Here is a 25,120-nt window from a genome sequence, read left to right on the forward strand (position 1 = left end):
GCGGGCCAGCATCAAGGTTCGCATCCTGTGCGGCAATCACGCACAGAATACGGCAGGAACATGGGCAAACTTAGCCCAATGCGCCAAGGAAGGGCAATTTTTCCAGCAGGAACCACGAAAACGCGGTGAAAGCGCCCGTCATCAGCGCCAGACCCACGACCAGCAGCAGCAGGCCCATCACCCGTTCGATCATCCGCATATGCGGCTTCAGCCGGGTCATCAGGCCCATGGCGCGTTCGATGAACACCGCCGCCAGAAAGAACGGCACACCCAGCCCCACCGCATAGACCCCCAGCAGCAGTGTGCCGCGTGTCAGGCTGGCCTCGGACGCGGCCAGCGACAGGATCGCGCCCAGTTGCGGCCCGATGCAGGGCGTCCAGCCGAACGCGAAGGCCAGCCCCAGCACATAGGCCCCCATGGCCGAGCCACCGTGATCGCCCGCATCCACCCGCGCCTCGCGGTCCAGCAGCGGTATGCGGAACACGCCCAGGAAATGCAGGCCGAACACCGTGACCACGAGCCCCGACGCCTTGGTGAACCAATCCTGATATTGCAGAAAGAACATGCCGAAGGCCGAGGCGGCAAAGCCCAGGAACAGGAATACCGTCGAAAGCCCCAAGACGAAGAACAGCGCGGGCAGGATGACCCGCCGCCGGGCTGACGCCTCACCCCGCATGTCGGACATGCTGATGCCACCCATATAGGCCAGATAGGGCGGCACGATAGGCAGCACGCAGGGGCTGAGGAAGGACAGTATCCCCCCTGTCAAGGCAATCAGCATGGCCGGCAGCAGCCCCGCGTCGATCAGATCCCATCCGGCCATGCATATCCCCTTTTGAGGATGTCATAGCGGCTTGGCGGGCATCCGTCACGTTTCAGCGCGTCACATTCGCGTGGCGCGCGGCAGAGGTGGACAAGAGGGCGGCGGCTGGCGTATCGCGGTGGGCGCGTGGCGGTGCAAGTGGCAGATGTCGGTGCCTGCGGCGGGGTATTTTTGCCGGGATGAAAGGGGCGGGCGTGGCGGACAGGGCTGAGGATGGCGTTGTCGAACTGGATTGCGCGGGCCTGCTGTGCCCCCTGCCCGTGCTGAAGGCGCGCAAGCGGCTGCTGGCGATGGCCCCCGGCGCGGTGCTGCATCTGCGCGCGACCGACCCGATGGCGGCGATTGATCTGCCACATTTCTGCGCCGGGGCCGGGCATGCGTTTCTGGGGGCCGAGGCCGAGGGCGCGGTGACGCTTTACCGCATCCGTCGCGGCTGAGGGCTTGGCGCGGTCCTGCCATTCGGGCGCGCAGGCATGATAGTGAAACCGGCCATACCCTGACAGCAGCCCGATACCGAACCGGCCCGATGCCAAGACTGGCACAGCGTAGGGTGCCCCGACCCGCTGAAATGCAACATGCCGCGCCCGAAAGCGCGGCATGTCAATGAAAGCGCCAGCCCGGATCAGCGGCCCAGCGACCACCAGCCCTTGCGTTTGGGTTTTGGCTCTTCGCTGGTTTCCGCCAGTTCCGGCTCTGCCGCCGGGGTCGGCGTTTCCGGTTCCGGCAGGGTGTCAACCGTTGCTTGGGGTGCATCGACTGCTTCGCCAAAAGCGGGCGCGGCGGCCTGCGGTTGGCTGGCAGGCTCCGGCATGGCCGCTTCGGCAGCCGCTGGCATTGCCGCGTCAACTGGCGCAGGCGTTGCCGCTTCAACAGCCGCTGGCACAATGGCCGGGGCCGCAGTCTGAGGGTCTGCCGACGCGCTGACGGTGGTTTCCGCAGCATCCGCCCCCGCTTCGGCCACCACCGTCTTGGGTTTGCGGCTGCGCGAGCGCGGCTTGGGTTTTGCCGCAGGTTCTTCTGCCACAGCCGCCGGTTCAGGGGCCGCAGCCGCCTCGGCCTTGGGCTTGCGCGGGGCACGGGTGCGTTTGGGCTTTGCCGCAGGCGCGGCCTCTGCCTCGGCCGGGGCAGGTGCCACGGTTTCAGCGGCTGCTTCGGCAACAGGCGCCGGATCAGCGCCGAAAGCCTCGGCCGCGTTTACCTCGGTTCCGTTTTCCTCGGTTCCGTTTTCTTCGTCAGCGCCGTCGTCGTCGCTGCCATCCTCGGCGCCGTCCTCGGTCGTGCCATCGGCACCGGCCAGATCGCCCGGGGCCGCACCCGGCTTGCGGCGGCGGCGGCGGCGGCGCTTCTTTTTCTGCCCGTTGCCCTCGGCTGCCGCAGGGGTCGCAACAGGTGCCGCCTCTTCGGCCTCGGCCACGTCTTCAGCCTCTTCGACCTCGTCGATGTCCTCCTCGACGAAATCATCCTCATCCTCGTCCACCGCAGCGCCCATCATCGAGGCATTGCCAGAGATCACCGACAATTGCGCTTCGGGCACGTTGCGGATCGCGGTCTTGAACTTTTCGATACTGTAATCGGGGCTGACCAGCGACGGATCGGCCTCGATGCGCACCGACATGCCGTAACGCTGTTCGATCAGCGCGATATGTTCGCGCTTCTGGTTCATCAGGAAGTTGACCACCGCGACCGGCGCGCGCAGCAGAACCTCTTTCGAGCGTTTGCGCGTGCCCTCTTCCTCCAGCGCGCGCAGGATGGTCAGCGCAAGACTGTCGTCCGAACGGATCAGGCCGGTGCCGTGGCAATGCGCGCAGGGCTGGGTGGTGCTTTCCAGCATGCCCGGGCGCAGCCGCTGGCGCGACATTTCCATCAGGCCAAAGCCCGAGATGCGGCCCACCTGAATGCGGGCGCGGTCGGTTTTCAGCTTGTCTTTCAGGCGCTTCTCGACAGCGGCGTTGTTTTTCCGCTCTTCCATGTCGATGAAGTCGATCACGATCAGACCGGCAAGGTCGCGCAGGCGCAGCTGGCGGGCCACCTCTTCGGCGGCCTCCAGGTTGGTTTTCAGCGCGGTATCCTCGATGGACCCTTCGCGGGTCGAACGGCCCGAGTTCACGTCGATCGCCACCAGCGCCTCGGTGATGCCGATCACGATGTAACCACCGGATTTCAGCTGCACCGTTGGGTTGAACATGCCGCCCAGATAGCTTTCCACCTGATAGCGGGCGAACAGCGGCATCGGTTCATCATAGCGGATGACCTGCTTGGCATGCACCGGCATGATCATGCGCATGAAATCCTTGGCGGTGCGGTAGCCCGCCTCGCCTTCGACCAGCACTTCCTCGATCTCGCGGTTGTAAAGGTCGCGGATCGAGCGTTTGATCAGATCGCCCTCTTCATAGATCGGGGCGGGGGCAAAGGATTTCAGCGCCAGTTCGCGCACCTGTTCCCACAGCCGCATCAGATATTCATAGTCGCGACGGATTTCCGGCTTGGTGCGCTTCGCGCCCGCCGTGCGGATGATCAGCCCTGCGCCTTCCGGGATCTCGATCTCGGATGCGATTTCCTTCAGCTTCTTGCGGTCGGCGGCCTGAGTGATCTTGCGGCTGATGCCGCCACCGCGCGAGGTGTTGGGCATCAGAACGCAATAGCGCCCGGCAAGGCTGAGATAGGTCGTCAGCGCTGCACCCTTGTTGCCGCGTTCTTCCTTGACCACCTGCACCAGCATGATCTGGCGGACCTTGACCACCTCTTGAATCTTGTAGCGGCGGGCGCGGGGTTTGCGCGGGGCGCGGATTTCCTCGGCCACATCCTCTTCGGCGATGGATTCGATCTCGTCATCGGTTTCGGATGCGTGATCCATGGCGCGATAGGGTTTTTCCGGCTCGTCCTGGTCGGATGCGGGCTCGGCCTCGGCCTGCGGCGCGTCAAGGGCTGCGGCAAACAGGGCATCGGCCCCGGTTTCCTCGCCCAGATCCACCACATCCATGCCGGCCACGGCGCCGGTCTGCACCGCATCGCCCGAGGTCACAGCCTCGGCCCGCGCGTCATTGCGCGGCTCGGGGCGGGGTTTGCGGCGCGGGCGGTTGTCGTCTTCATCCTCGGCGCGGTTCAGCGCGCGCTCTTCCTCCAGCAGCGCCTTACGGTCGGCCACCGGAATCTGGTAGTAGTCGGGATGAATCTCGGCAAAGGCCAGAAAGCCGTGCCGGTTGCCGCCGTAATCGACAAAGGCCGCCTGAAGCGATGGCTCGACCCGTGTTACCTTGGCGAGATAGATGTTCCCCGCAAGCTGGCGTTTGTTGACGGTTTCAAAATCGAATTCCTCAACCTTGTTTCCGTCGACCACCACAACCCGAGTTTCCTCGGTATGGGTGGCATCAATAAGCATCTTCTTGACCATTGTGTTCCATCGCACCCGGGCAGACGCGCCGCCACGGGGAACACCCCGGGTGGTCGGAACATCTGCGCGTGGTGGCTTGTTCGGGCGGCGCTGCGCATGGTGCAATGCCGTGCGGTGCCCCGAAGGCCCCTTTGGCATTGTTCTGTCATTCCTGCGCGGCGCATCGCGGTTCTATCCCGGGCACCCTGCGGCACCCAACTTAAAAGCCCGTTCCGTCAATGACTTGGCGGGCAAACTGGTGGCCTTGCGGCCTTACGTCCTGCACGGTGCAGCGCGTTCGGGGCCGTAGCCCGGTCGGCGCGCAAGGCAGCGAAACTGATGCGCGGTGAAGTGTCACAGATATGACATACCGCGTATGTGAACATTAGCGGCAGGGCCGGGCAAAAGACAATGGCCTATTTTTCCCGTGGCCCCGCACCCAGACCCGCACCCAGACATGCAGCCGGGGCCCACAGCCGGACCGGCGCGCGGTGCCGGGCGGTGCGGGCTTGCGCGCGCCGCATCCCGCGCCTATATTCGGAATGTTCCGGTTCGCCGGGACTATGGCGATAAACGCACCCGTAATACGCGGATCGGACCCGGGGGCGGTACCCGGCGGCTCCACCAACACACTCCCGCATTGGGGATGGAGGGGGCCGAAACAGGATCGACGAACGTCTAAAGGGGCCAGCTTTTGCTCGGTGAGGTACCACCGTTATCGGTCCGAAATGTACAGTTGCCAATGACAACCGTGCTCCGGCAATGGCTCTGGCAGCGTAAGCTGTTCGAGTCGCCGAAACTAAGTCCTTGCGCTTAGCAGCGTAAGGCGGGGTTCGCAGGCACCTGGCAACAGAAGCCTGCACTTTGCCTCACATAACCGCTTTGAAGCCCTCCCGCGCCGCGAGTTTTTTCCGGAAAAATTTGCAGGATACGTCGCAGGATTCCGGGCCACCATTTCCGCTTGCTCTGATGCCGCGCCCGCCGCACCCTGCATGGATGCTGCGCATTCTTGCCCTTTGCCTGTGCCTCAGCCCCGCCGCGCGGGCCTGCGAGACGGCTTTGCTGCTGGCCATCGACGTGTCGGGGTCGATCGATGCGGGCGAATATGCCTTGCAGGTGCAGGGGCTGGCGGCGGCGCTTGAGGATGCCGCCGTGGCCGAGGTGCTGGTGCAGGGGCAGGTTGCGCTGGCCGTGGTGCAATGGTCGGGTGTGGGCGCACAGGCGCTGGTGCTGCCCTGGCGGCGGATGCTGTCTGGCGGCGACGTGGCGGGCATGGCGGCGGATGCGCGCGCCCTGCCCCGCGCCTTTGCCGCGTCGGATACCGCGGTGGGTGAAGCGGTCAGCTTTGCAGCCGCGCAGTTCGCCGCCGTGCCCGATTGCGCGCGCCGCATCATCGACATATCGGGCGACGGGCCGGAAAACGCGGGCTTCACCGTGGGCCGTGCGCGGCAGGCGGCGCAGGCGGCAGGCATCACCATCAACGCAATTGCCATCGAGGACATGGGCCTATCCGCCCCGATCAGCGCGTTCTACCGGCGGCATGTGATCACACGCGACGGCTTTGTGATGATCGCGCGGGGCTTGGGCGACTACCCCCGCGCGATCCGCGAGAAACTGCTGCGCGAGCTGGCGAAGGTCACGGGGTGACGGTGCGGGCGCACGTCACACTTCTGTCGCAGTATTGTGCGACTGGCTGCTGCCCCGCCGCAAGGCAATCCCCACCAAAGGAGACCGCGCAGCATGCCCGCTTCGTTGGCTGACCTGACCCGTATCTTTGGCCGCATCGGCCTGTTGTCCTTTGGCGGGCCGGCGGCGCAGATTGCCATGATGCACCGCGAACTGGTGGACGAACGCCGCTGGCTGACCGAGGCCGAGTATCTGCGTGGTCTTTCGTTCTGCATGATGCTGCCGGGGCCGGAGGCGATGCAACTGGCCACCTGGGCGGGGTGGAAACAGCGCGGGCTGGCGGGCGGGCTGATTGCCGGGGGGCTGTTCGTGCTGCCGGGCGCGCTGGTGGTGTTGGCGCTGGCCATGGTTTACGCCAGCTTTGGCACGCTGCCGCTGGTGCAGGCGCTGTTTCTTGGCGTGCAGGCGGCGGTGGTGGTGGTGGTGGTGGAGGCGCTGCTGCGCGTGGCGAAACGCGCGCTGAAGGGGCGCATGCACTGGGCAATTGCCGTTCTGGCCTTTGCGGGGCTGTTCCTGTTCAACCTGCCCTTTCCGGTGATCATCCTTGCGGCCGGTCTCTGGGGGGCACTGGCCCTGCCCCGCGCCGCTGCCCCGGCGGATTTGCCCCCGCCGCCTGCGGGCATGGTCGCCGCCACCCTGCGCACCGCGCTGGTCTGGGCGGCCATCTGGCTGCTGCCACTGGGCCTGCTGGCGCTGGCCGAGGGTGGTATTCTGACGGATATCGGGGTGTTCTTCTCGCAACTGGCGGTGGTGACATTCGGCGGGGCCTATGCGGTGCTGGCATGGATGACGCAGGCGGTGGTGCAGGACAAGGGCTGGCTGACGCTGCCGCAGATGATCGACGGTCTGGGGCTGGCCGAGACCACGCCGGGGCCGCTGATCCTGGTGACGGAATTCGTGGGCTATCTGGCCGCGCACCGCGAGGGTGGCATCCTTTACGGCATCGCCGGGGCGCTGGTGACGCTGTGGGTTACATTCGTGCCCTGTTTCCTGTGGATCTTTGCCGGAGCGCCCTGGATCGACCGGCTGGCCGCGGCACCGCGCCTGTCGGCGGCTCTGGCGGGCATCACGGCGGCGGTGGTGGGGGTGATCGCCAATCTGGCGCTGTGGTTCACGCTGCATGTGCTGTTTGACACGGTCGAAAGCCTGACCCTTGGCCCGCTGCGGCTGGTCGCCCCGGTCTGGGCCAGCCTCGATGCGCTGGCGCTGGCGCTGGCGCTGGCGGCGGGGGTGATGTTGCTGCGGTTGCACATCAACCTGCCGCTGGTGCTGGCGGTTTGCGCGCTGGCCTCTGCCGGGCTGGGTCTGATCTGATCCGAACCCCGGTGCCCGGCGGAAAAACCGGGCCTCCGCCCCTTCCTTTCGGAGACGAATCCCCTATGCTGGCCGCAATGCAGAAAGGATCCGGCATGGCGCGTTCGATCGACTACGGCAACCTGATGCACCGCGCGATGCGGGGCCTGATCCAGACCGTGCTGACCGACGTTGCTCATAACGGCCTGCCCGGCGCGCACCATTTCTTCATCACCTTTGACACGCAGCACCCCGATGTGGCCATCGCTGACTGGCTGCGCGCGCGCTATCCCACGGAGATGACCGTGGTGATACAGCACTGGTTCGAAAACCTGAACGTCACGGACGAGGGCTTCACCGTGACGCTGAATTTCGGCAACCAGCCCGAGCCTCTGGTGATCCCCTTCGATTCCGTGCGCACCTTTGTCGATCCCTCGGTGGAATTCGGGCTGCGGTTCGAAACCCATGACGAAGATGACGACGATGAGGAAGACGATGAAGACGGTGGCGATGACGAACCGCCGCAGCACGATGCCCAGATCGTGAGCTTGGACAAGTTCCGCAAGTAACCTGCGCGGGCCCTCTGCCCCTGTCTGGCCACCCCGCCGTGCATCAGCCGCCATCTATCGCCTGCCGCGAAAGCGGGCAGCATTGCCTTGAGCTGCTTTCGCGCCGACCGATCACGCGGGCACTGGCACAGCCGTGATTGTCGCAGACTTGTAACAGGCGGCTGCTATCGCCACCTCACGCAGGGTTCCCAGACGGCAACCTTCCTGTCACACCGTTTCAGAAGGATCACCGATGCCCTCCGATCTTGCCCTGTTCGTGAAACAACTGCTGCGCCGACCGCATGAGGTTGTGGCGCTGGCCCCTTCTTCCGCCGAACTCGCGCGGGCCATGGCCGCAGGTGTGGGACCGGAAACGGGCCGCGTGGTGGAATTCGGCGCAGGCACCGGCAAGATCACCCGCGCGATCCTTGACCGTGGCCTGCCGCCCGAAAACCTGACCCTGTTCGAGATGAACCCCGATTTCGTGGCCCGCCTTCGCCAGTCCTTTCCCGGCGTGACCGTGCACCAGACCGGCGCGCAGGATGTGGCCGCATTCTGCCCGGCGGGCGTGGATGCGGTGATCTCGGGCCTGCCGCTTCTGTCGATGCAGAACGACACGCAACGCGCGATCGTGGGCGGCGCCTTTGCCGTGCTGCGCGAGGGTGGCAGCTATACCCAGTTCACCTATGGCCCGCGTCCGCCGATGGCCGAGGCCGTGCAGCGCGAACTGGGGTTGCTGGCACTGAAGGGTCCGAAGGTCTGGAACAACCTGCCACCGGCCCGGGTCTATACCTTCACGCGCGCGCTGACCTGAACGCCCTTCCGTATGCAACGGCATACCGATTGATTTTCCAGCCCCGCCGCCCTATCAACGCCCCGACGCTTGACGCGACCCAAACGGAGGCTGGCACCATGACTTCAACGCGCACCGAGACCGACAGCTTTGGCCCGCTGGAGGTGCCCGCCGACAAATACTGGGGCGCGCAGACGCAACGCTCGATCCTGAACTTTCCCATCGGCTGGGAAAAGCAGCCCGTCGCCATCATCCGCGCGCTGGGTGTGATAAAAAAGGCCTGCGCCGAGGCCAACATGGATCAGGGCGACATTCCGGTGGAACTGGGCAATGCCATTGCCGTCGCCGCGCAAGAGGTGATCGACGGGCGCTTTGACGACAATTTCCCGCTGGTCGTGTGGCAGACCGGGTCGGGCACCCAATCCAACATGAACGCCAACGAGGTGATCTCGAACCGCGCGATTGAGATGATGGGCGGGGTTATGGGGTCGAAAAAACCCGTCCACCCCAATGACCATGTGAACATGGGGCAGTCGTCGAACGACACGTTTCCCACCGCCATGCATGTGGCCATCGGCATGATGGCGCGCGACACGCTGCTGCCCGGTCTGGAAAAGCTGCATGCGGCGCTGGCGGCCAAATCGGAAGAATTCAAGCATATCATCAAGATCGGCCGCACCCATACGCAGGATGCCACGCCATTGACACTGGGGCAGGAATTCGGCGGCTATGCGCATCAGGTGGCGCAGGGCATCATGCGGGTGAAAAAGGTGCTGCCCGAGATTTATGAACTGGCACAGGGCGGCACCGCCGTGGGCACCGGGCTGAACACCCGTGTCGGCTGGGATACCCGCGTGGCGGCCCGCATTGCCGACATCACCGGCCTGCCCTTTGTCACCGCGCCCAACAAGTTCGAGGCGCTGGCGGCGCATGACGCGATGGTGATGTTTTCCGGCGCGCTGAAAACCGTGGCGGTATCGCTGTTCAAGATCGCCAATGACATGCGGCTGCTGGGCTCTGGCCCCCGGTCGGGCCTTGGTGAATTGATCCTGCCGGAGAATGAGCCCGGGTCGTCGATCATGCCGGGCAAGGTGAACCCCACACAGGCCGAGGCGCTGACCATGGTCTGCGCGCAGGTGATGGGCAATGACGCCGCCGTTGGCTTTGCCGGTTCGCAGGGGCATTTCGAGCTGAACGTCTACAACCCGATGATGTCCTACAACGTGTTGCAAAGCATGCAGCTTCTGGGCGATGCGGCGGGGTCTTTCACCGACAACATGGTGGTGGGCACGCAGGCCAACATCGCCCGCATCGACAAGCTGATGAAGGAATCGCTGATGCTGGTGACGGCGCTGGCCCCCACCATCGGCTATGATGCGGCGACCAAGGTGGCAAAGACGGCGCACAAGAACGGCACGACGCTGCGCGAAGAGGCGATTGCGCTGGGCTATGTGGACGGCGAAACCTTTGACCGCGTGGTGCGCCCCGAAGACATGATCGGCCCCAAGGGCTGATGGCCGAACTGGTCAACCTGCGCGCGGTGCGAAAGGCGAAGGCCCGAGACGTCAAGCGCGCGCAGGGCGATGAAAACGCGGTGAAATTCGGGCGCACCAAGGCACAGCGCATGGCAGAAGGGGCTGAGGCCGCAAAGGCCCGCACCATGCTTGACGGGCACAGGCGCGAGGCGGACCCGCCGGATCAGGATTAACCTTGAATTAACCGCGCCGATGCAGTCTGGGGCGAGGAGGATGTGTCATGAAACACGCGCCCTTGCCCGTCACGCCCCAGCAATGGCTGCATCAGATGTTCACCTCGCAGGCCGCAACCGAGGGCGGCGTCGTGCGGCGGAAGGTTTCTGATGTGGAGCGTCTTGTCGGGCGCGACGCCTTCTTGCAGGTCATGCGCAACCGTGGCTTTCGCGTGGTTGAAAATGCAGGGCATTTCGTGGTGTTCTGCAACGCCGAACCGCTGCATCTGCGCCTGTGACTGTGCCGCTGGCAAATTTCCTTCTGAGGAAATTTGTCAAAATCCTTGTTCAAGGATTTTATGGCGTGCTGTGCGAGGCTATGAAGCACCATGAGCAGCCGCCCCGTCAAACATTCCCTCACCCTGCGCGGGCACCGCACCTCGGTGTCGCTGGAGCAGGCGTTCTGGCAGGCGTTCCGCGCCATTGCCGAGGCGCGCGGCATTGGGCTGAACGCGCTGGCAGCGGAAATCGACGAGGGGCGCGAGGGCGATGTGGGGCTTGCATCGGCCATCCGGGTGCATGTGCTGCGCCATTATCAGGGCGCAGCACAGAACGCGGAAACGGAGCGTCAGAAGAAATAGGGGTTCGACCAGGCCTTTTTGCCCGCCCGGTCCACCACCGTGACCCGGATGAACGGCGTGTCGCGGAAACGGTCCAGCGCCATGCGCGCCGTGGTCATGGATTCGCCGTGCAGCGCCTTGGCCGCCGTGCCCGACCCCTGCACGATCACCGCCGCCGCCGCCGAGCAATCGACCTCCACCGCATCGGCGCTGATGCGGATGTCGCGGATCTCGGGGCCTTGGCTGGAATAGAACTGCCCGGCCTTCAGCGCCACCAGCAACGCCTCGGGTTCGTTCACCTCGGCCTTCACCATCACCCAGCCGCCGAAATGGTCAGGCTCGTAGAAATGCGCGTCATCGGTCGCGATCAGGCTCAGCCGCCGACCCTCGGTCAGCAGCAGGTCGGCAATCGCCGCGCCATCGGGCCGGTCGCAGCCGGTGGCGCAACCGTGGTTGTAAATCTCCACCGCATGCGCCGCTGTGATGCCGCGCGCATCGGCCAGCGTCAGCCCCGACCATTGCGGATGCGCCACGGCCACGAAGGCCCCCGCCGCAACCGCCCGCGCCGCCAGCTCGGCCCCGCTTTCCTGCCCTTCGACCACGCCGAAATGCGGGGAATGCGAGGGCGCGAAATCCGGCGGCAGGCCCACAGCCAGGATATGCCACAGCTCGCCATTAGCCATGGCCCCGGAATGCAGTTCGGCCCCCAGGATGGTGGTGAAACTGTTTGTGCGCATCGGCAGCGTATCGACAATCGGATAGCCATAGAGGCCGACGAAATGGTCGGTCAGCGCCAGGAAGTCATAGCCTTCGGCGCGGTAGCGGCGGCAGACCTCTTCGGGGGCCAGCACGCCGTCGGACCGGGTGGAATGGGTGTGCAGGTTGCCGCGCCAGAAACGGCCCGGGGCGGTGAAGGCAGGCAGGGATTGGGTCATGATGTCCTCGTGGTTTGCGGCATGCTAGCGGGCAGGCGGTAACAGGGGAATGACTGCGCGCGGCATCACCCGCGCGTTTCGCGCCACGTCGCTTTCAGGCCACGCGACGGCCCTGCACCCAGGTGCCGCGCACCACAGCCGATCCCGCCAGACGCGCCACGCGGATCACATCGGCCCGCGCGCCGATATCCAGATGCCCCCGGTCGGCAAGGCCGGTGGCCGCAGCCGGGGCCGCCGTGACCGTGGCCACCCCGCGCGGCAGATCACCCCACAGATCACCCAGCATCAGCGCCGCCTGCAACAGCGCGGCGGGCACATAGTCGGATGACACGATATCCAGCAGATCGGCCTTTGCCAGCGCTTCGGCGGCGACATTGCCGGAATGCGACCCGCCCCGGATCAGGTTCGGCGCACCCATCATCACCCTGATGTTGTGGTCGTGGCAGGCAGAGGCTGCCTCGACCGTGGTGGGAAATTCGGCGAAATGCGCGCCATGTTCGGCAGACCGGGCCACATGATCGGTGGTCGTGTCATCATGACTGGCCAGCACCGCGCCATAGCGCCGGGCCTCGGCCACGGCCACACGCTCATGCAACGCACCAAAGCGCACCTGCAATTCCTTCTGCCCCGCAATATGGCCCTCGAACTCCGCCTCGGAATAGCCGTGCTTGCCGATGACATAGTTCTTCAGCTGCGTCACATCGCGGAACTGGCGCTGGCCGGGGGTATGATCCATCAGAGAAACAATGCCGATCCGGTCGGCAGGGCCGAATTTCGCCATTTCCTCGACCAGTGTTTCGGAACAGATTTCCGCCCGCAAATGCAGGAAATGGCTGATGCGCAAGGCACCTTGCGCGCGCAGGTCAAGGATTTCATCCGCCAGCACCCGGGCATATTCGCCGTAATTGCCCTTGGATTTCGACACCACCGACCCCACCCGCAGCGCATCGAAAACCGTGGTGATGCCCACGCCCGCGAGTTCCGCATCATGGGCGATGATTGCCGCCTGATGCGGCCAGCTGACCTTGGGGCGCGGTTCGATATGGCGTTCCAGATTGTCGGTGTGCAGCTCGATCAGCCCCGGCATCACCAGATCGCCGCCGCAATCCACCGCCCCTGCGGGCACGCCCGCGCCCGACGCAATGCCGGTGATGCGGCCATCCGACAGGGTGATCGACCCGCGCAGCACTTCCCCCGGCAGGACAAGCGTGGCATTGGCAAGGATGGTGTCAGTCATGGTCATGTCCTTCGGAATCGGTGGGGTAGTCATGTCACGGCGCTGTGACGAAATGCAATTAGGCCGGGGCCATGGAAAATTTTGAACGCTACGCCATATATTATGCGCCCGCGCCCGGCGCATTCGCCGATTTCGCGGCCTGCTGGCTGGGGTGGGATGCCGCTGCCGGCCGCGAAATGCCGCATCCCGCGCTGCCCGGGCTCAGCCGTCCGCTGGCGGAACTGACAACAAGCCCGCGCAAATACGGCTTTCACGGCACGGTAAAGCCGCCGTTCTTTCTGGCCCCCGGCACCGATGTGGCCGGGCTGCACCAGGCGGCGCGGGCACTGTGCGCCGGGCTGGCCCCGGTCACGCTGCCCGGGCTGGAACTGCACCGGCTGGGCGGGTTCGTGGCCCTGACACCCGAGGGCGACCAGACGGCGCTGGCGGCGCTGGCAGCCCGCGTGGTCGAAGGGCTGGATGCGTTCCGCGCCCCGCCGACCGAGGCCGAGATTGCCCGCCGCCGCCCCGAGCGGCTGAACCCGCGCCAGCGCGGCTATCTGGCACAATGGGGCTATCCCTATGTGATGGAAGAGTTCCAGTTCCACCTGACGCTGACAGATGACATCGGCCCCGGTCTGGCGGATGAGGTGGAAACCGTGCTGGCCCCACTGTTGCCCGCCATCCTGCCCCGCCCCTTTGTGGTGGACAGCCTGTGCCTGTTCGGTCAGGCGGCGGACGGGCGTTTCCGGCTGCTGCACCGCTACACGCTTTCGGGCTGAAGGGCGGCCAGAAACGCCGCCACCGCCACGTCCAGCGGCCCGTCGTTGCGCACCACCTGCACGCCGATGCCGTAAGGGATCTCGTAGTTCGCGCGGGTCAGGCGGCGGGCGATGTCATCCTTGGTCTCGCGCCCCCGGGCGGCCAGCCGTTCGGCCAGCACCGGCACAGACGCGGTCACATGGATCACCGTCAGCCCCGGAAACGCCTCCCACGCATCGCCCAGCATGGCGCGGCTGCCGTTGAAGATCACGTCGCGCCCTTGCTCGATGGCGGTGAACACCGTGGCGGGAATGCCATAGTGCAAGCCATGCGCGGCCCAGGTCAGCGCGAAATCGCCCCGCGCGGCGCGGGCGGCAAATTCGGCCTCGGTCACACCCTCAAAGGGTTCGCCACCGGCTTCGATCGGCCGGGTGATGACCCGCCGCACGATATGCAGATCGGGCCGCCATTCACGTGCCGCCGCAATCAGCGTGTCCTTGCCGGCACCCGATGGCCCGACAACCGCAAACACCCGCCCCGGCATCAGGCCGCCAGCCCCGGGGTAAAGGCGGTCACATCCACCACCCTGTCACAGACCCGGTCGCGCGCCGCCTCGTCATGGAAAATGCCCACGATCGCCGCGCCCCGCGCCTTGGCCCCCTCGATCAGCCCCAGCACCACTTCGCGGTTGGTGGCATCCAGGCTGGCGGTAGGTTCGTCCAGCAATAGGGCGGGGTAATCATGGGCAAAACCGCGCGCGATGTTGACCCGCTGCTGCTCACCCCCGGAAAAGGTGGTGGGCGACAGACCCCACAGCCGCTGCGGGATGTTCAGCCGCGCCAGCAAGCCTTCGGCCCGCGCCCGCGCCTCGGCGGCATCCACCCCCAGCGTCAACAGCGGCTCGGCCACCACATCGACCGTGGGCACGCGGGGCACCACGCGCAGGAACTGGCTGACATAGCCCAGCACCTCGCGCCTCAGCGCGATGATCTGGCGCGGCTCGGCCCGGGCCACATCCAGATCGCCCACCATGATCGACCCGGCCTGTGCCAGATAATTGCCGTAGATCATCCGCATCAGCGTGGACTTCCCGGCCCCCGAGGCCCCCACCAGCGCCACGCATTCGCCCGGTGCCACATCCAGATGCCCACCCGCCATTACGGGAATAACCGCACCCTGCCCGTCCCGCCCGGGTTGATTGTGCAGGGTAAAACTCTTGCCCAAGCCTGTCACACGGATCATAGCCATTTCTTCCATTTGAAAAACAGATAGGTCGCGGCACCAGCGGCCACCATCAGCCCCAGCGCCATCGGATAGCCCCAGGGCTGTGCCAGTTCAGGCATCACGGCAAAGTTCATGCCATAGATGCTGGCGATCAGCGTCGGCGGCAGGAACAGCACCGCCACGACCGACACGATCCGCACGGTAGAGTTCTGTTGCAGGTTGATCATGCCCAGCGTGGCATCTGACGCCAGGCCGATGCGGTTTGACAGGAAATCGCCATGCACCTCCAATGCCGCGATGTCGCGCAGCAGCGCCTTCACCACAGCGCGGTGCAGCGCGTCATGCCCATGATCCTGCAACCGGTGCAGGAAAAACCCCACGGCCCGCTCCAGCGTCAACAGGGCCAGCCGCACCCGGCCCAGCAGATCGCCCTCGCGGCCAACCCGCTCCAGCGCGACCTGCAACCGAAGCGGGGCCAGTTGCCCGTTCTGCGGGGTGAAAACGGTGCGCGACACCTCGTCAAGGCCGCGCCCGATGCCCTCCAGCAGGTCGGCCATCCGGCCGATGATCTCTTCCATCAGCCCCAGAAATATCTCATCCGCCATGGCACAGCCGTGACCCACCTTGTCGGCCCGCGAGGGATACGTTTCAAACGGGCGCGGCGCGTGGTGGCGCACCGTCACCAGCCGCCCCGCCGCTATGATGAAACTGACCGGCCCCGATATCGGCGTCTTGGTTTCCGAAAACCCCGGCAGCACCACGGTCATGTAATCCACCCCGTTCTCGCGGTAGAGCCGGTTGGATATTTCGATCTCTTCCATATCCTCCAGCGTCGGCACATCGACGCCAAAGGCCGAGGCCACGGCAGCGGCTTGATCAGCCGTCGGCTGATACAGATCGGCCCACAACGCCGCGTCCAGCGGCGCATCAGCGGCCAGTTTCACCAGCGTTCCGCCGAATTCACTGTAGGCATAAAGCATCGGGTCACACCTGAAGCACGGAAGATACCAGCAGCTGCGTATAGCCATGCTGCGGATCATCCAAGACCTGATCGGTCAGCCCCTGTTCCACAACCTGCCCGCCCTTCATCACCATCAGCCGGTCGGCCAGCAGCCGCACCACCGCCAGATCATGCGTGACGATGATGGCGCTCAGCCCCATCTGCCGCACCAGCCCGCGCAACAAATCCAGCAGCCGCGCCTGCACCGACACGTCAAGCCCCCCGGTCGGCTCGTCCATGAACACCAGACGCGGCCCCGTCACCAGATTGCGCGCGATCTGCAAGCGCTGCTGCATGCCACCGGAAAACTGCGATGGCCGGTCGTCGATCCGGTCGGCGGCAATCTCCACCCGGCCCAGCCAGTCCGTCGCCTTTTCGCGGATGCCGCCGTAATGCCGCGCACCCACCGCCATCAGCCGCTCGCCCACATTGCCGCCGGCACTGACGCCCATCCGCAGCCCGTCACGCGGGTTCTGGTGCACAAAGGCCCAGTCGGTGCGCGCCAGCATGCGCCGCTCGGGTTCGCTCATCCGCACCGTGTCACGCGGACCAGCGGCGGTCTGAAACACCACCGACCCGGCGTCGGGCGCCATATGCCCGGCAAGGCACGACAGCAGCGTCGATTTGCCCGACCCGCTTTCCCCCACGATGCCCATGACCTCGCCCGGGTAAAGGTCGAACGACACATCCGCGCAGCCGATCCGCGCGCCATAGCGTTTCGTCAGCCCCTGCACCGACAACAAAGGTGCGGCCAAAGCTTTCTTACTGGCAAAAATATCCATCTGCTCCGCCGGCATCACACGCGCCCTTTCCGGGTTGTTGCCAAGATTTTTTCCTGAAAAATCTTGCCAAAATTCTTCCAAGAATTTTGCGGCCGCATCACGCCGCCTCGGGGGGTGACAGCCGCCCGCGCTGCCCCGCCGCCACGCGGGCACCGCAATAATCAGTGTCGGAACAGACGAACATCCGCCCGCCCTGGTCATCCACGATCACCTCGTCCAGATAGCTGACGCCCGATCCGCACAGGTCGCAGGCATGATCGGCCTTGCTGGCCACAAAGGGATGGTCGTCGAAATCAAGGCTGACCACCTTGGAATAGGGCGGCAGCGCATAGATGCGCTGCTCGCGCCCCGCGCCGAACAGCTGGATCGCCGGGCAGTCGTTCAGTTTGGGGTTGTCGAATTTCGGGATCGGTGACGGGTCCATCACATAGCGCCCCTCCACCGCCACCGGATAGGCATAGGACGTGGCAATCTGCCCGTGCCGGGCGATGTCCTCATACAATTTCACATGCATCAGCCCGTATTCCTGCAGGCTGTGCATCTTGCGCGTTTCTGTCTCGCGCGGCTCGATAAAGCGCAAAGGCTCGGGGATCGGCACCTGATAGACCAGTATCTGATCCTCGGTCAGCGCCGCTTCGGGGATGCGGTGGCGGGTCTGGATCAGCGTGGCATCGCGCGTGGCACCTGTCACCGCCACACCCGCCGTGCGCTGGAAGAAGCTGCGGATCGACACGGCATTCGTCGTGTCATCGGCGCCCTGGTCGATCACCTTCAGCCGGTCCTCGGGGGTCAGGCAGGCCGCCGTCACCTGCACGCCGCCGGTGCCCCAGCCATAGGGCATGGGCATTTCGCGGCTGGCAAAGGGCACCTGATAGCCGGGCACCGCCAAGCCTTTCAGGATGGCGCGCCTTATCATCCGCTTGGTCTGCTCGTCAAGATAGCCGAAATTATAGGCAGTTTCGGACATTTTTTTGCCCCAAATTAACAGTTTGATGACAGGGTGACAGGACACGCCGGGAGGAACCGCCATGACCGATCAACCCTTGCTGATATTCGCCATGCTGGGCTGTGGCCTGGCCTCGGCGCTTATCCTGTTCCGCGCCGCCACTGTGGTCTATCTGCGCAATCAGGCCCGCGCGGCAGAACGGGATGAGGTGTAGCACGTTCATTCCGCCGCCTCGCGCGCGGCGGCAGCCTCGCTTCGCAGCCGCCGCACCAGTTCAAGCTCCGCCTGAAAATCCACATAATGCGGCAGCTTGATATGTTCCAGAAACCCCGTGGCCTGAATGTTGTCGCTGTGGCTGAGCACGAATTCCTCGTCCTGCGCCGGTGCGCCGGTGAAATCCTCGCCCAGTTCCTTCCAGCGCAGCGCGCGGTCCACCAGTGACATGGCAATCGCCTTGCGTTCCGACTGGCCAAAGACCAGCCCGTAGCCCCGGGTGAATTGCGGCGGTTCGGTCTTTGATCCCTTGAACTGGTTCACCGTCTCGCATTCGGTGATCTCCACCTCGCCGATCTCCACCGCGAAGCCCAGCTCGGGTATCTCCATCTCCACCGCCACCGTGCCGATGCGCAGTTCGCCCACAAACGCATGGGTGCGCCCATAGCCGCGCTGGGTGGAATAGGCGAGGCCAAGGATGAACCCCTCATCCCCCCGCGCCAGCGCCTGCAACCGCAGGGCGCGTGACGCGGGCAGTTCCAGCGGTTCGCGCGTCAGGTCGGGCGGGGTGGTGTTGTCGGCAGGCTCATCCTGGATCAGCCCGTCGCGGTTCAGGAACCCGGTGATATGCGGGGTGCGCGCGGCCAGGGGTGCGGCCTCGGCGGCCAGCGGGGCCTCGCCCTCGGCCAGCAGTTTGAAATCCAGCAGGCGGTGGGTGTAATCGAACGTCGGCCCCAGCACCTGCCCGCCCGGCGCATCCTTGAACGTGGCGCTGACGCGGCGGATACAGGCCATGTCGGCGCTTTCCAGCGGCAGCGAGGCCGCCAGTCGGGGCAAGGTAGTGCGGTAGGCGCGGATCAGGAACACCGCCTCGATCATGTCGCCGCGCGCCTGCTTGATCGCCAGCGCCGCCAGATCGGGGTCGTAAAGCGAGCCTTCGGCCATCACCCGGTTCACCGCCAGTTTCAACTGCTCGCGGATCTGGGGCACCGTCAGTTCGGCTACCGCGGTATCGCCACGCCGTTCCTCGGCCAGAAAGGCATGGGCATTGGCAATCGCCCGCTCGCCGCCCTTGACTGCCACATACATCAGAGAGCCTCCACTTTGGTGGATCGCGGCAATCCGGCCAGCCGGTCGCCCGCGGTAAAGAACAGGTCGCAGCCCAGCGGGAATTGCGCATGGTTGGCCGACAGTGCCGCCAAGTCGGGCAGGTGCAGGCCCGCCTCTCCCCTGATGCCCGGGCCGGTCAGCAGGGCGGGTGTGCCAAGCATCAGGTCGGGCCGTTCCACGATCAGCGTGGTGGAACGGTCGGGATATTCCGGCGTTCCCACCGGAAAGCGGGTGATCGGCTGCAACGCGGGCCAGGTGCCGACCGCGAACACCGCCTGTTCCGGGGCCACCAGCGGGCAGCCACAGTGAAAGGTCAGCCAGTCGCGCAGGCCAGGCAGATCATGCGACGGCGCCAGATGCACCGGCGTCGTGCCATCGGCCAGCACCAGCAGCAGCACACCGGCCGCCACCGACATGGGCGCGGGCGGCGCGGCACCTGTCACCGTCTCGATCCGCCCGGGGCGGGCCAGCGCTTGCATCACCGCGCGAAAGGCGCGGGCCGATTCCACCGGCGCATCGGCGAAACCGCCGGTCAGGGCATCCACGGCCATGGTCATTGGTCTTCCCCCCGCACCAGCGTGAAAAATTCGACTTTGGTGGCGGCGGCCCTGGCGGCGCGCGCCCTGCGCCGGGTGGCCTCTGATGCCGTCAGACCATCCAGCATGCCCTGCACATCCGATGCAGCATCCGTCTGCATCAGCGCATCCACCAGCGCCGCCCGCGTTGCATGGGCCTTGTCGCGGCCCTGCACATGGGCATGGCCCACCTCGCCCGATGCCAGGCGCAGGGTGCAGCGCGTCACCGTCATCTCGCCCAGATTGAAGGGCGCACCCGTGGCCCCGGTGCGGCCCTGCACCATCACCGCCCCCACCTCGGGCGCGCGCAGAAAGCTGTGCGCGGGCAGGTCGGGGAACAGGCCGGCCAGCCCCCGGGCCAGATCATCGGGCCGGGCGCGCGCCAGAAGGCCCATATGCGCGCGGCGGGCCTGTTGGGCCGGGGTCAGGCCCGGGGTCAGGTCCGGGGCGGGGGTTTCTGCGGCAGAAAGGCTCATCTCGACACCTTGCGGATTTGTCTAGCTTACTATACAACTAGACAAATTCTTACGCCTGAGTCGCTCCGATGGCAAGCCCCGACTGGATGAACCTTTCATGACGGCCACCACCCCCCGCCCTGCAACCCCGCGCCCCGCAATCTGGAAATCCATCGCCGACGCGCTGTCGGCCGAAATCGCCGAAGGCCATTACGCCCCAGGCGACCGCCTGCCGACCGAGGCGCAGCTTTCCGCGCGGTTCGGCGTCAACCGCCACACTGTGCGGCACGGGCTGGCGGCACTGGCCGAGACTGGCCTTGTGCATGCACGGCGCGGGGCGGGCGTGTTCGTGGCCGCAAAGCCCACCGATTACCCGCTGGGCCGCCGCGTGCGGTTTCACCAGAACCTCGCCGCCACCGGGCGCACCGCATCACGCCAGACGTTGCGGCTGGAAACCCGCAAGGCCGATGCGCGCGAGGCCGAGGCGCTGAGGCTGACGCCGGGCGCCGAGGTGCATGTGTATGAGGGGTTGTCGCTGGCCGATGGCCTGCCGCTGGCGGTGTTCCGCTCGGTCTTTCCCGCCGCGCGCTTTCCGGGGCTGCTGGCGCATCTGGGCCAGACCGCATCCGTCACCGCCGCATTGGCCGCCGAAGGGCTGGCCGATTACACCCGCGCCTCCACCCGGCTGACGGCCAAACCGGCGCAGGGCACGCTGGCGCTGCATCTGCGGCTGGCCGAAGGCGCGCCGATCCTGCGCTCGGTAGCCATCAACGTCGATCCGGCAGGCAACCCGGTGGAATATGGACACACCTGGTTTGCGGGAGACCGCGTGACGCTAACCGTAGCGCCCGAATGATCCTGCGGCCCTGTATTTATACGTGTTTTGTCACACCAGCGATACGTTCACCGTTTATCCACAACCAATCCCGCAACCCCCGAGTGCCCCAATGCCCCTGCCCCTGCCACCCCTGCGCCTGACCGGCGCCGACATTCTGCGCGACGGCGAAATGCAGCGCCGGTCCATCGCGCTGGAGGACGGGCGGCTGACGCGCGGCCCGCTGCCCGAGGTGGACCTGAGCGGTTATCTGATTCTGCCCGGCATCATCGACCTGCATGGCGACGGGTTTGAACGGCACATCTTCCCGCGCCCTTCGGCCAATTTTCCGCTGGCGGCGGGCCTCGCCTCGACCGACCGCGAGGCGGCGGCGCATGGCGTGACCACCGCCTTTCTGGCGCAGGGCTGGAGCTGGGAAGGCGCGCACCGCAGCCCGGATTTCGCCGAGGGCCTGATGGCCGCGCTGGACACCTATCGCCTGCGGGCGCTGACCGACCTGCGCATCCAGATCCGGGCCGAGGTGCATCTGGTCGATACCAGCCAGCGGCTGATCGACGCCGTGCGCCGTCATGGCATCACCTATGTGATCTTCAACGACCACATGGAAGAGGCGCTGGAGATGCAGGCCACCAAGCCCGCCGATTTCGCGCTGTGGGCGAAAAAGCTGGGCCGCACGGCGGATGAGCATGTAGCCTCGGTCGAACGGGCGCAGGCCCGCAGCCGCGAGGTGCCGCGCCACCTGTGCCGTCTGGCCGAAGCCTTTGACGAGATCGGCGTGGTTTATGGCAGCCATGACGACCCCGATGGCGAAACCCGCGAACGCTATTCGATGATCGGCGCACGGGTGGCGGAATTTCCCACCTCGCGCCGTGCCGCCGCAGCCGCCCGCGCGATGATGAGCCCGGTGATCATGGGTGCGCCCAATGTGGTGCGTGGTGGCAGCCAGTCGGGCAATGTGTCGGCTGCGGCGCTGATCGCCGAGGGGCTGGTGGATGCGCTGGTGTCGGATTACCATATCCCGGCCCTGCCGCTGGCGGTCTGGGCGCTGGTGGACAAGGGTCTGTGCACCCTGCCCCGGGCCTGGGCGATGATTTCCTCGACCCCGGCCGAGATTTTGCGCCTGCCGGATCGTGGCCGGCTTGACCCCGGGATGCGCGCCGATCTGGTGGTGGTGAATGCCGCCACGCGCGAGATCGAGGCGACGATCTGCGGCGGGCGCCTTTCGTATCTGGCGGGCGAGGCGGGCCGCCGCTTTATCGCGCAGCCGCAGGCGCTGCGGCTGGCAGCGGAATAGGTCAGCGGCACAGGGTCGCATCCATGCCAGTCGCCCCGCTGCCCCCCCCGGCAAGCGGGGCTTTTATCTTTTGCATCAAGGCTGTGCCCGCCGGCCCTTCGTGCATTTCCCTGGGCTGACGGCCTGTGACACCGGCCCTGTCACGAAAGTTTCAAATCTGTGTAACACTTCCGTCGCACCGCAGCCCTAACACCCGTTTCAACAAAGCTTGGGGGCTGCATGCTGCTGAACGTGTCGAACGTAAGCCGGGTTTTCGGCAAGAAGGCCGCTGTGGACCGGATAAGCTTCACCGTGGACAAGCCCGGTTTCGTGGGAATAATCGGGCGGTCGGGGGCGGGCAAATCGACCTTCCTGCGCATGATGAACCGGCTGACCGACGCGACATCCGGCCAGATTTTTGTCGATGGCACCGATATTCTTGCCCTGAAGGGCGCCGCAAAACGCGCGTGGCAGGGCCAGTGCGCCATGATCTTCCAGCAGTTCAACCTGGTGCCGCGGATGGATGTGGCGTCAAACGTGATGCACGGCGTTCTGAACCGCCGCTCGACGCTGGCAACCATGTTCAACCTGTGGTCCGAGGCTGACATCACCCGCGCGCTGTCGATCCTCGACCGGCTGGGCATCGCCGAACAGGCCCCGAAACGGGCCGAGGCGCTGTCGGGCGGCCAGCAGCAGCGCGTGGCGATTGCCCGGGCGCTGATGCAGGATCCCAAGATCATCCTGGCCGACGAACCCATCGCGTCGCTTGACCCGATGAACGCCCAGATCGTGATGGACGCGCTGCACCGCATCCATACCGAGGATGGCCGCATGGTCATCGCCAACCTGCACACGCTGGATACCGCGCGGCGCTACTGCGACCGGGTGATCGGCATGCGCGACGGGCGCATCGTGTTCGATGGCACCCCCGACCTGCTGACCACCAGCGCCGCGCGCGACATCTATGGCGCGGATGCAAGCTTTTCCGAGGCGGCGACATCGACCTCGATCGACACGCTGCCGCGCGATCAGAATTACGCCACCACATTGTTGGGCGCGTAACCCGAACGGCGGCCCCGGCGGTCGCCGCAGTTCATTTCCACCGGCCCTGCTGGCCATCCAACCGGAGACCACCATGAAAAAGCTGCTTGCCCTTCTGGCTGCCACCACTGCACTTGCGACCCCGGCGCTCGCTCAGGAAGCGATCACCGAATTCAACATCGGCATCCTTGGCGGCGAAAATGCCCAGGACCGTCTGACCAACCAGGAATGCTTCCGCGCCAAGATCGAGGCCGAACTGGGCGTTCCGGTGAAACTGTTCGCCCCCGCCGACTATGACGGCGTGATCCAGGGCCTGCTGGGCGGCTCGCTCGACTATGCCTGGCTGGGTGCCTCGGCCTATGCCAAGATCTACCTGACCGACCCGGAATCGGTCGAAGTGAAACTGACCAAGCAGAACGTCGACGGCTCGACCGGCTACTACTCGGTCGGCATCGCCCGCAAGGACGCAGGCATCACCGACATCATGACCGGAGCAGGCAAGGCCTTTGCCTTCGCCGATCCGAACTCGACCTCGGGCTACCTGATCCCGCTGGTGGAAATGGAAGAGATGCTGGGCAAGCCGCTGGAAGAGCACTTCTCGGAAGTGAAATTCTCGGGTGGCCATGAGCAGACCATCGTCGGCGTGATGAACGGCGACTTCGAGGCAGGCGTGACCTGGGCTGACGGCCTGGGCGCATGGGAAGACGGCTACAACTCGGGCGCGCTGCGCCGCGCGGTGGATGCCGGTCTGGCCGACATGAACGAACTGGTCGAGATCTACAAATCCGAACTGATCCCCGAAGGCCCGATGGTCGTCCGCAAGGCCCTGCCGCAGGACGTGAAAGACAAAGTCACCGCCCTGACCGCCGACCTGCACGAAACCGACAAGGACTGCGCCTACAACGTCGCCGCCGGCGAGGCCAAGGACTTCGTCGAAATCAGCCATGACGACTATCTGACGATCGTCGCCGCCCGTCAGGCGCAGGACGCCCAGTGATCGACTGACCATTCCGGCCGGACCCTGCACCCGCAGGGTCCGGCCCCTTCATTCCGGGGATCATGATGGCCGACGCCAGTCTTTCCGCACCCAGCGCCAGTCTGGCCACCACGCGAACCCGCTACCTTGAAGAGGTGCGCCGCAAGCGCATGTATTCCGGGGTTCTTCTGGCGATCTTCACATTGTTGATGGTGATGGCCTTCGGCGTGGCCGAAGCGCGCAACGCCGGCGGCTTCTGGGAAGGCCTGTCGCTTTTGGGCCAGTTCCCTTCCGAGGTGATTTCCGAAGCGTGGGAGCGGCGGGCGAATATTCCGGCCTACTTCCTGTCATTCGTGCCCTCGCTGATCGAGACGCTGAACATCGCCGCCGTGTCGACCCTGCTGGGCGCGCTGCTGGCGGTGGTCTTCGCGCTGCTGTCGACCCGTGGCCTTGCGCGGTGGCCAGCACTTGCGGGGGTTTTCCGGCGCATCACCGACACGTTCCGCGCGGTGCCCGAAATCGTGATCGCGCTGATCCTGATCTATATTCTGGGCGGCGGCCCGGTGCCCGCGATGATTGCCATCGCCATCCACACCGCCGGGGCGCTTGGCAAGCTGTTTGCCGAAGTGGCCGAGAATGCCGACCTCAAGCCAGTCGAAGGGTTGACCTCGGTCGGGGCGTCCTGGGGACAGAAGATGTGGCTTGGCATCATTCCTCAGGTAGCACCCGACTGGTTGGGCTATACCCTTCTGCGCTTCGAGATCAACGTTCGCGCCTCGGCGATCCTGGGTTTTGTCGGCGAGGGCGGCATCGGCCACGACCTGAAGATCGCCCTGCAATGGGGTTCGGGGCGGTATGACGAGGTAGTGTCGATCTTCCTTTTGCTGTTCATCACCATCGTCGCCATCGACCAGCTTTCCAGCCACTACCGCAACCGTCTGGTCAAGGGGCACTGAC

General features: G+C 65.6%; 28 protein-coding genes and 1 other RNA gene. 17 read left to right on the forward strand and 12 right to left on the reverse strand.

Annotated features, from left to right (window positions below; translation table 11 throughout):
* Positions 1 to 70: 70 nt before the first annotated feature.
* On the reverse strand, positions 71 to 823 hold the full coding sequence (locus GEU84_RS04065; protein WP_152824381.1) for a cytochrome c biogenesis CcdA family protein: 753 nt from the start codon (positions 821 to 823) through the stop codon (positions 71 to 73).
* A gap of 194 nt (positions 824 to 1,017) precedes the next feature.
* Here GEU84_RS04065 and GEU84_RS04070 point away from each other — a divergent pair, with 194 nt between their 5' ends.
* On the forward strand, positions 1,018 to 1,260 hold the full coding sequence (locus GEU84_RS04070) for a sulfurtransferase TusA family protein (RefSeq protein ID WP_338144754.1): 243 nt from the start codon (positions 1,018 to 1,020) through the stop codon (positions 1,258 to 1,260).
* A gap of 185 nt (positions 1,261 to 1,445) precedes the next feature.
* Here GEU84_RS04070 and GEU84_RS04075 read toward each other — a convergent pair whose 3' ends face one another.
* Positions 1,446 to 4,214 (reverse strand): Rne/Rng family ribonuclease, encoded by a 2,769-nt coding sequence (locus GEU84_RS04075; protein WP_152824379.1) that lies wholly within the window; start codon positions 4,212 to 4,214, stop codon positions 1,446 to 1,448.
* Positions 4,215 to 4,698: 484 nt separating this feature from the next.
* On the opposite strand from GEU84_RS04075, the gene ssrA reads away from it, so the two are divergent.
* From ssrA to GEU84_RS04120, 9 genes are all read left to right on the forward strand, one after another.
* Positions 4,699 to 5,057, forward strand: a transfer-messenger RNA (tmRNA) gene (gene ssrA, locus GEU84_RS04080).
* A gap of 132 nt (positions 5,058 to 5,189) precedes the next feature.
* The gene (locus GEU84_RS04085; RefSeq protein WP_152824378.1) at positions 5,190 to 5,840 is read left to right on the forward strand and encodes a DUF1194 domain-containing protein; all 651 of its coding nucleotides are present in this window, start codon (positions 5,190 to 5,192) and stop codon (positions 5,838 to 5,840) included.
* A gap of 93 nt (positions 5,841 to 5,933) precedes the next feature.
* Positions 5,934 to 7,193, forward strand: coding sequence for a chromate efflux transporter (gene chrA, locus GEU84_RS04090; protein WP_152824377.1), 1,260 nt, complete (start codon positions 5,934 to 5,936; stop codon positions 7,191 to 7,193).
* A 95-nt stretch (positions 7,194 to 7,288) separates the two neighbouring features.
* Entirely contained in the window at positions 7,289 to 7,741 is a 453-nt protein-coding gene (locus tag GEU84_RS04095) for an SspB family protein (protein ID WP_152824376.1), read from the forward strand.
* A gap of 232 nt (positions 7,742 to 7,973) precedes the next feature.
* Positions 7,974 to 8,534 (forward strand): class I SAM-dependent methyltransferase, encoded by a 561-nt coding sequence (locus GEU84_RS04100; protein ID WP_152824375.1) that lies wholly within the window; start codon positions 7,974 to 7,976, stop codon positions 8,532 to 8,534.
* Positions 8,535 to 8,632: 98 nt separating this feature from the next.
* Positions 8,633 to 10,027 (forward strand): class II fumarate hydratase, encoded by a 1,395-nt coding sequence (gene fumC / locus GEU84_RS04105; protein WP_152824374.1) that lies wholly within the window; start codon positions 8,633 to 8,635, stop codon positions 10,025 to 10,027.
* On the forward strand, positions 10,027 to 10,221 hold the full coding sequence (locus GEU84_RS04110) for a DUF4169 family protein (RefSeq protein WP_152824373.1): 195 nt from the start codon (positions 10,027 to 10,029) through the stop codon (positions 10,219 to 10,221). Before fumC ends, GEU84_RS04110 begins: the two co-directional genes overlap by 1 nt.
* Before the next feature lie 47 nt (positions 10,222 to 10,268).
* The gene (locus tag GEU84_RS04115) at positions 10,269 to 10,499 is read left to right on the forward strand and encodes an N-(5'-phosphoribosyl)anthranilate isomerase (protein WP_152824372.1); all 231 of its coding nucleotides are present in this window, start codon (positions 10,269 to 10,271) and stop codon (positions 10,497 to 10,499) included.
* 90 nt (positions 10,500 to 10,589) lie between these two features.
* Positions 10,590 to 10,841, forward strand: coding sequence for a ribbon-helix-helix domain-containing protein (locus tag GEU84_RS04120; protein WP_152824371.1), 252 nt, complete (start codon positions 10,590 to 10,592; stop codon positions 10,839 to 10,841).
* On the opposite strand, the gene GEU84_RS04125 is transcribed toward GEU84_RS04120, so the two are convergent.
* Together GEU84_RS04125 and GEU84_RS04130 are read right to left on the reverse strand one after the other, a co-directional pair.
* Entirely contained in the window at positions 10,829 to 11,755 is a 927-nt protein-coding gene (locus GEU84_RS04125; protein ID WP_152824370.1) for a PHP domain-containing protein, read from the reverse strand. The two genes, GEU84_RS04120 and GEU84_RS04125, sit on opposite strands and share 13 nt — an antisense overlap.
* A 94-nt stretch (positions 11,756 to 11,849) precedes the next feature.
* Positions 11,850 to 12,992, reverse strand: coding sequence for an alpha-D-ribose 1-methylphosphonate 5-triphosphate diphosphatase (locus GEU84_RS04130; RefSeq protein ID WP_152824369.1), 1,143 nt, complete (start codon positions 12,990 to 12,992; stop codon positions 11,850 to 11,852).
* 71 nt (positions 12,993 to 13,063) lie between these two features.
* Here GEU84_RS04130 and GEU84_RS04135 point away from each other — a divergent pair, with 71 nt between their 5' ends.
* Positions 13,064 to 13,753, forward strand: a complete 690-nt coding sequence (locus GEU84_RS04135) for a DUF1045 domain-containing protein (RefSeq protein WP_152824368.1) — start codon at positions 13,064 to 13,066, stop codon at positions 13,751 to 13,753.
* Here the strand turns inward: GEU84_RS04135 and phnN are convergent.
* The 5 genes from phnN to GEU84_RS04160 form a co-directional block, all read right to left on the reverse strand.
* Complete coding sequence (gene phnN / locus GEU84_RS04140) at positions 13,735 to 14,277, reverse strand: phosphonate metabolism protein/1,5-bisphosphokinase (PRPP-forming) PhnN (RefSeq protein WP_152824367.1); 543 nt, start codon at positions 14,275 to 14,277, stop codon at positions 13,735 to 13,737. The two genes, GEU84_RS04135 and phnN, sit on opposite strands and share 19 nt — an antisense overlap.
* On the reverse strand, positions 14,277 to 14,981 hold the full coding sequence (phnL, locus tag GEU84_RS04145; protein ID WP_420899266.1) for a phosphonate C-P lyase system protein PhnL: 705 nt from the start codon (positions 14,979 to 14,981) through the stop codon (positions 14,277 to 14,279). The genes phnN and phnL overlap by 1 nt, the downstream gene beginning before the upstream one ends.
* A complete protein-coding gene (locus tag GEU84_RS04150; protein WP_152824366.1) occupies positions 14,972 to 15,937 on the reverse strand; it encodes a magnesium transporter CorA family protein in 966 nt (321 codons plus the stop codon). The genes phnL and GEU84_RS04150 overlap by 10 nt, the downstream gene beginning before the upstream one ends.
* A gap of 4 nt (positions 15,938 to 15,941) precedes the next feature.
* Complete coding sequence (phnK, locus tag GEU84_RS04155; protein ID WP_152824365.1) at positions 15,942 to 16,739, reverse strand: phosphonate C-P lyase system protein PhnK; 798 nt, start codon at positions 16,737 to 16,739, stop codon at positions 15,942 to 15,944.
* A gap of 97 nt (positions 16,740 to 16,836) precedes the next feature.
* Positions 16,837 to 17,706 (reverse strand): alpha-D-ribose 1-methylphosphonate 5-phosphate C-P-lyase PhnJ, encoded by an 870-nt coding sequence (locus GEU84_RS04160; RefSeq protein WP_152824364.1) that lies wholly within the window; start codon positions 17,704 to 17,706, stop codon positions 16,837 to 16,839.
* Positions 17,707 to 17,767: 61 nt separating this feature from the next.
* On the opposite strand from GEU84_RS04160, the gene GEU84_RS21310 reads away from it, so the two are divergent.
* Positions 17,768 to 17,899, forward strand: a complete 132-nt coding sequence (locus GEU84_RS21310; protein ID WP_277604828.1) for a hypothetical protein — start codon at positions 17,768 to 17,770, stop codon at positions 17,897 to 17,899.
* 5 nt (positions 17,900 to 17,904) lie between these two features.
* On the opposite strand, the gene GEU84_RS04165 is transcribed toward GEU84_RS21310, so the two are convergent.
* From GEU84_RS04165 to phnG, 3 genes are read right to left on the reverse strand one after another with little or no spacing between them, the layout of a single operon-like run.
* Positions 17,905 to 18,987, reverse strand: a complete 1,083-nt coding sequence (locus GEU84_RS04165) for a carbon-phosphorus lyase complex subunit (protein WP_152824363.1) — start codon at positions 18,985 to 18,987, stop codon at positions 17,905 to 17,907.
* Entirely contained in the window at positions 18,987 to 19,565 is a 579-nt protein-coding gene (gene phnH, locus GEU84_RS04170) for a phosphonate C-P lyase system protein PhnH (protein WP_338144755.1), read from the reverse strand. The genes GEU84_RS04165 and phnH overlap by 1 nt, the downstream gene beginning before the upstream one ends.
* Positions 19,562 to 20,059 (reverse strand): phosphonate C-P lyase system protein PhnG, encoded by a 498-nt coding sequence (phnG, locus tag GEU84_RS04175; protein WP_152824362.1) that lies wholly within the window; start codon positions 20,057 to 20,059, stop codon positions 19,562 to 19,564. The genes phnH and phnG overlap by 4 nt, the downstream gene beginning before the upstream one ends.
* A 97-nt stretch (positions 20,060 to 20,156) precedes the next feature.
* Between phnG and phnF the strand changes: the two genes are divergently transcribed.
* The 5 genes from phnF to phnE all read left to right on the forward strand — a co-directional run bounded on the left by phnF (position 20,157) and on the right by phnE (position 25,119).
* Entirely contained in the window at positions 20,157 to 20,894 is a 738-nt protein-coding gene (phnF, locus tag GEU84_RS04180; RefSeq protein ID WP_152824361.1) for a phosphonate metabolism transcriptional regulator PhnF, read from the forward strand.
* 91 nt (positions 20,895 to 20,985) lie between these two features.
* Positions 20,986 to 22,167 (forward strand): alpha-D-ribose 1-methylphosphonate 5-triphosphate diphosphatase, encoded by a 1,182-nt coding sequence (locus GEU84_RS04185; RefSeq protein WP_152824360.1) that lies wholly within the window; start codon positions 20,986 to 20,988, stop codon positions 22,165 to 22,167.
* Positions 22,168 to 22,386: 219 nt separating this feature from the next.
* Positions 22,387 to 23,208, forward strand: a complete 822-nt coding sequence (gene phnC / locus GEU84_RS04190; RefSeq protein ID WP_420899267.1) for a phosphonate ABC transporter ATP-binding protein — start codon at positions 22,387 to 22,389, stop codon at positions 23,206 to 23,208.
* A gap of 73 nt (positions 23,209 to 23,281) precedes the next feature.
* Positions 23,282 to 24,184, forward strand: a complete 903-nt coding sequence (gene phnD, locus GEU84_RS04195; RefSeq protein WP_152824359.1) for a phosphonate ABC transporter substrate-binding protein — start codon at positions 23,282 to 23,284, stop codon at positions 24,182 to 24,184.
* A gap of 65 nt (positions 24,185 to 24,249) precedes the next feature.
* A complete protein-coding gene (gene phnE, locus GEU84_RS04200; protein ID WP_152824358.1) occupies positions 24,250 to 25,119 on the forward strand; it encodes a phosphonate ABC transporter, permease protein PhnE in 870 nt (289 codons plus the stop codon).
* Position 25,120: the final 1 nt, after the last annotated feature.

It is taken from the genome of Fertoeibacter niger (assembly GCF_009380135.2).
Lineage (GTDB): Bacteria > Pseudomonadota > Alphaproteobacteria > Rhodobacterales > Rhodobacteraceae > Fertoeibacter > Fertoeibacter niger.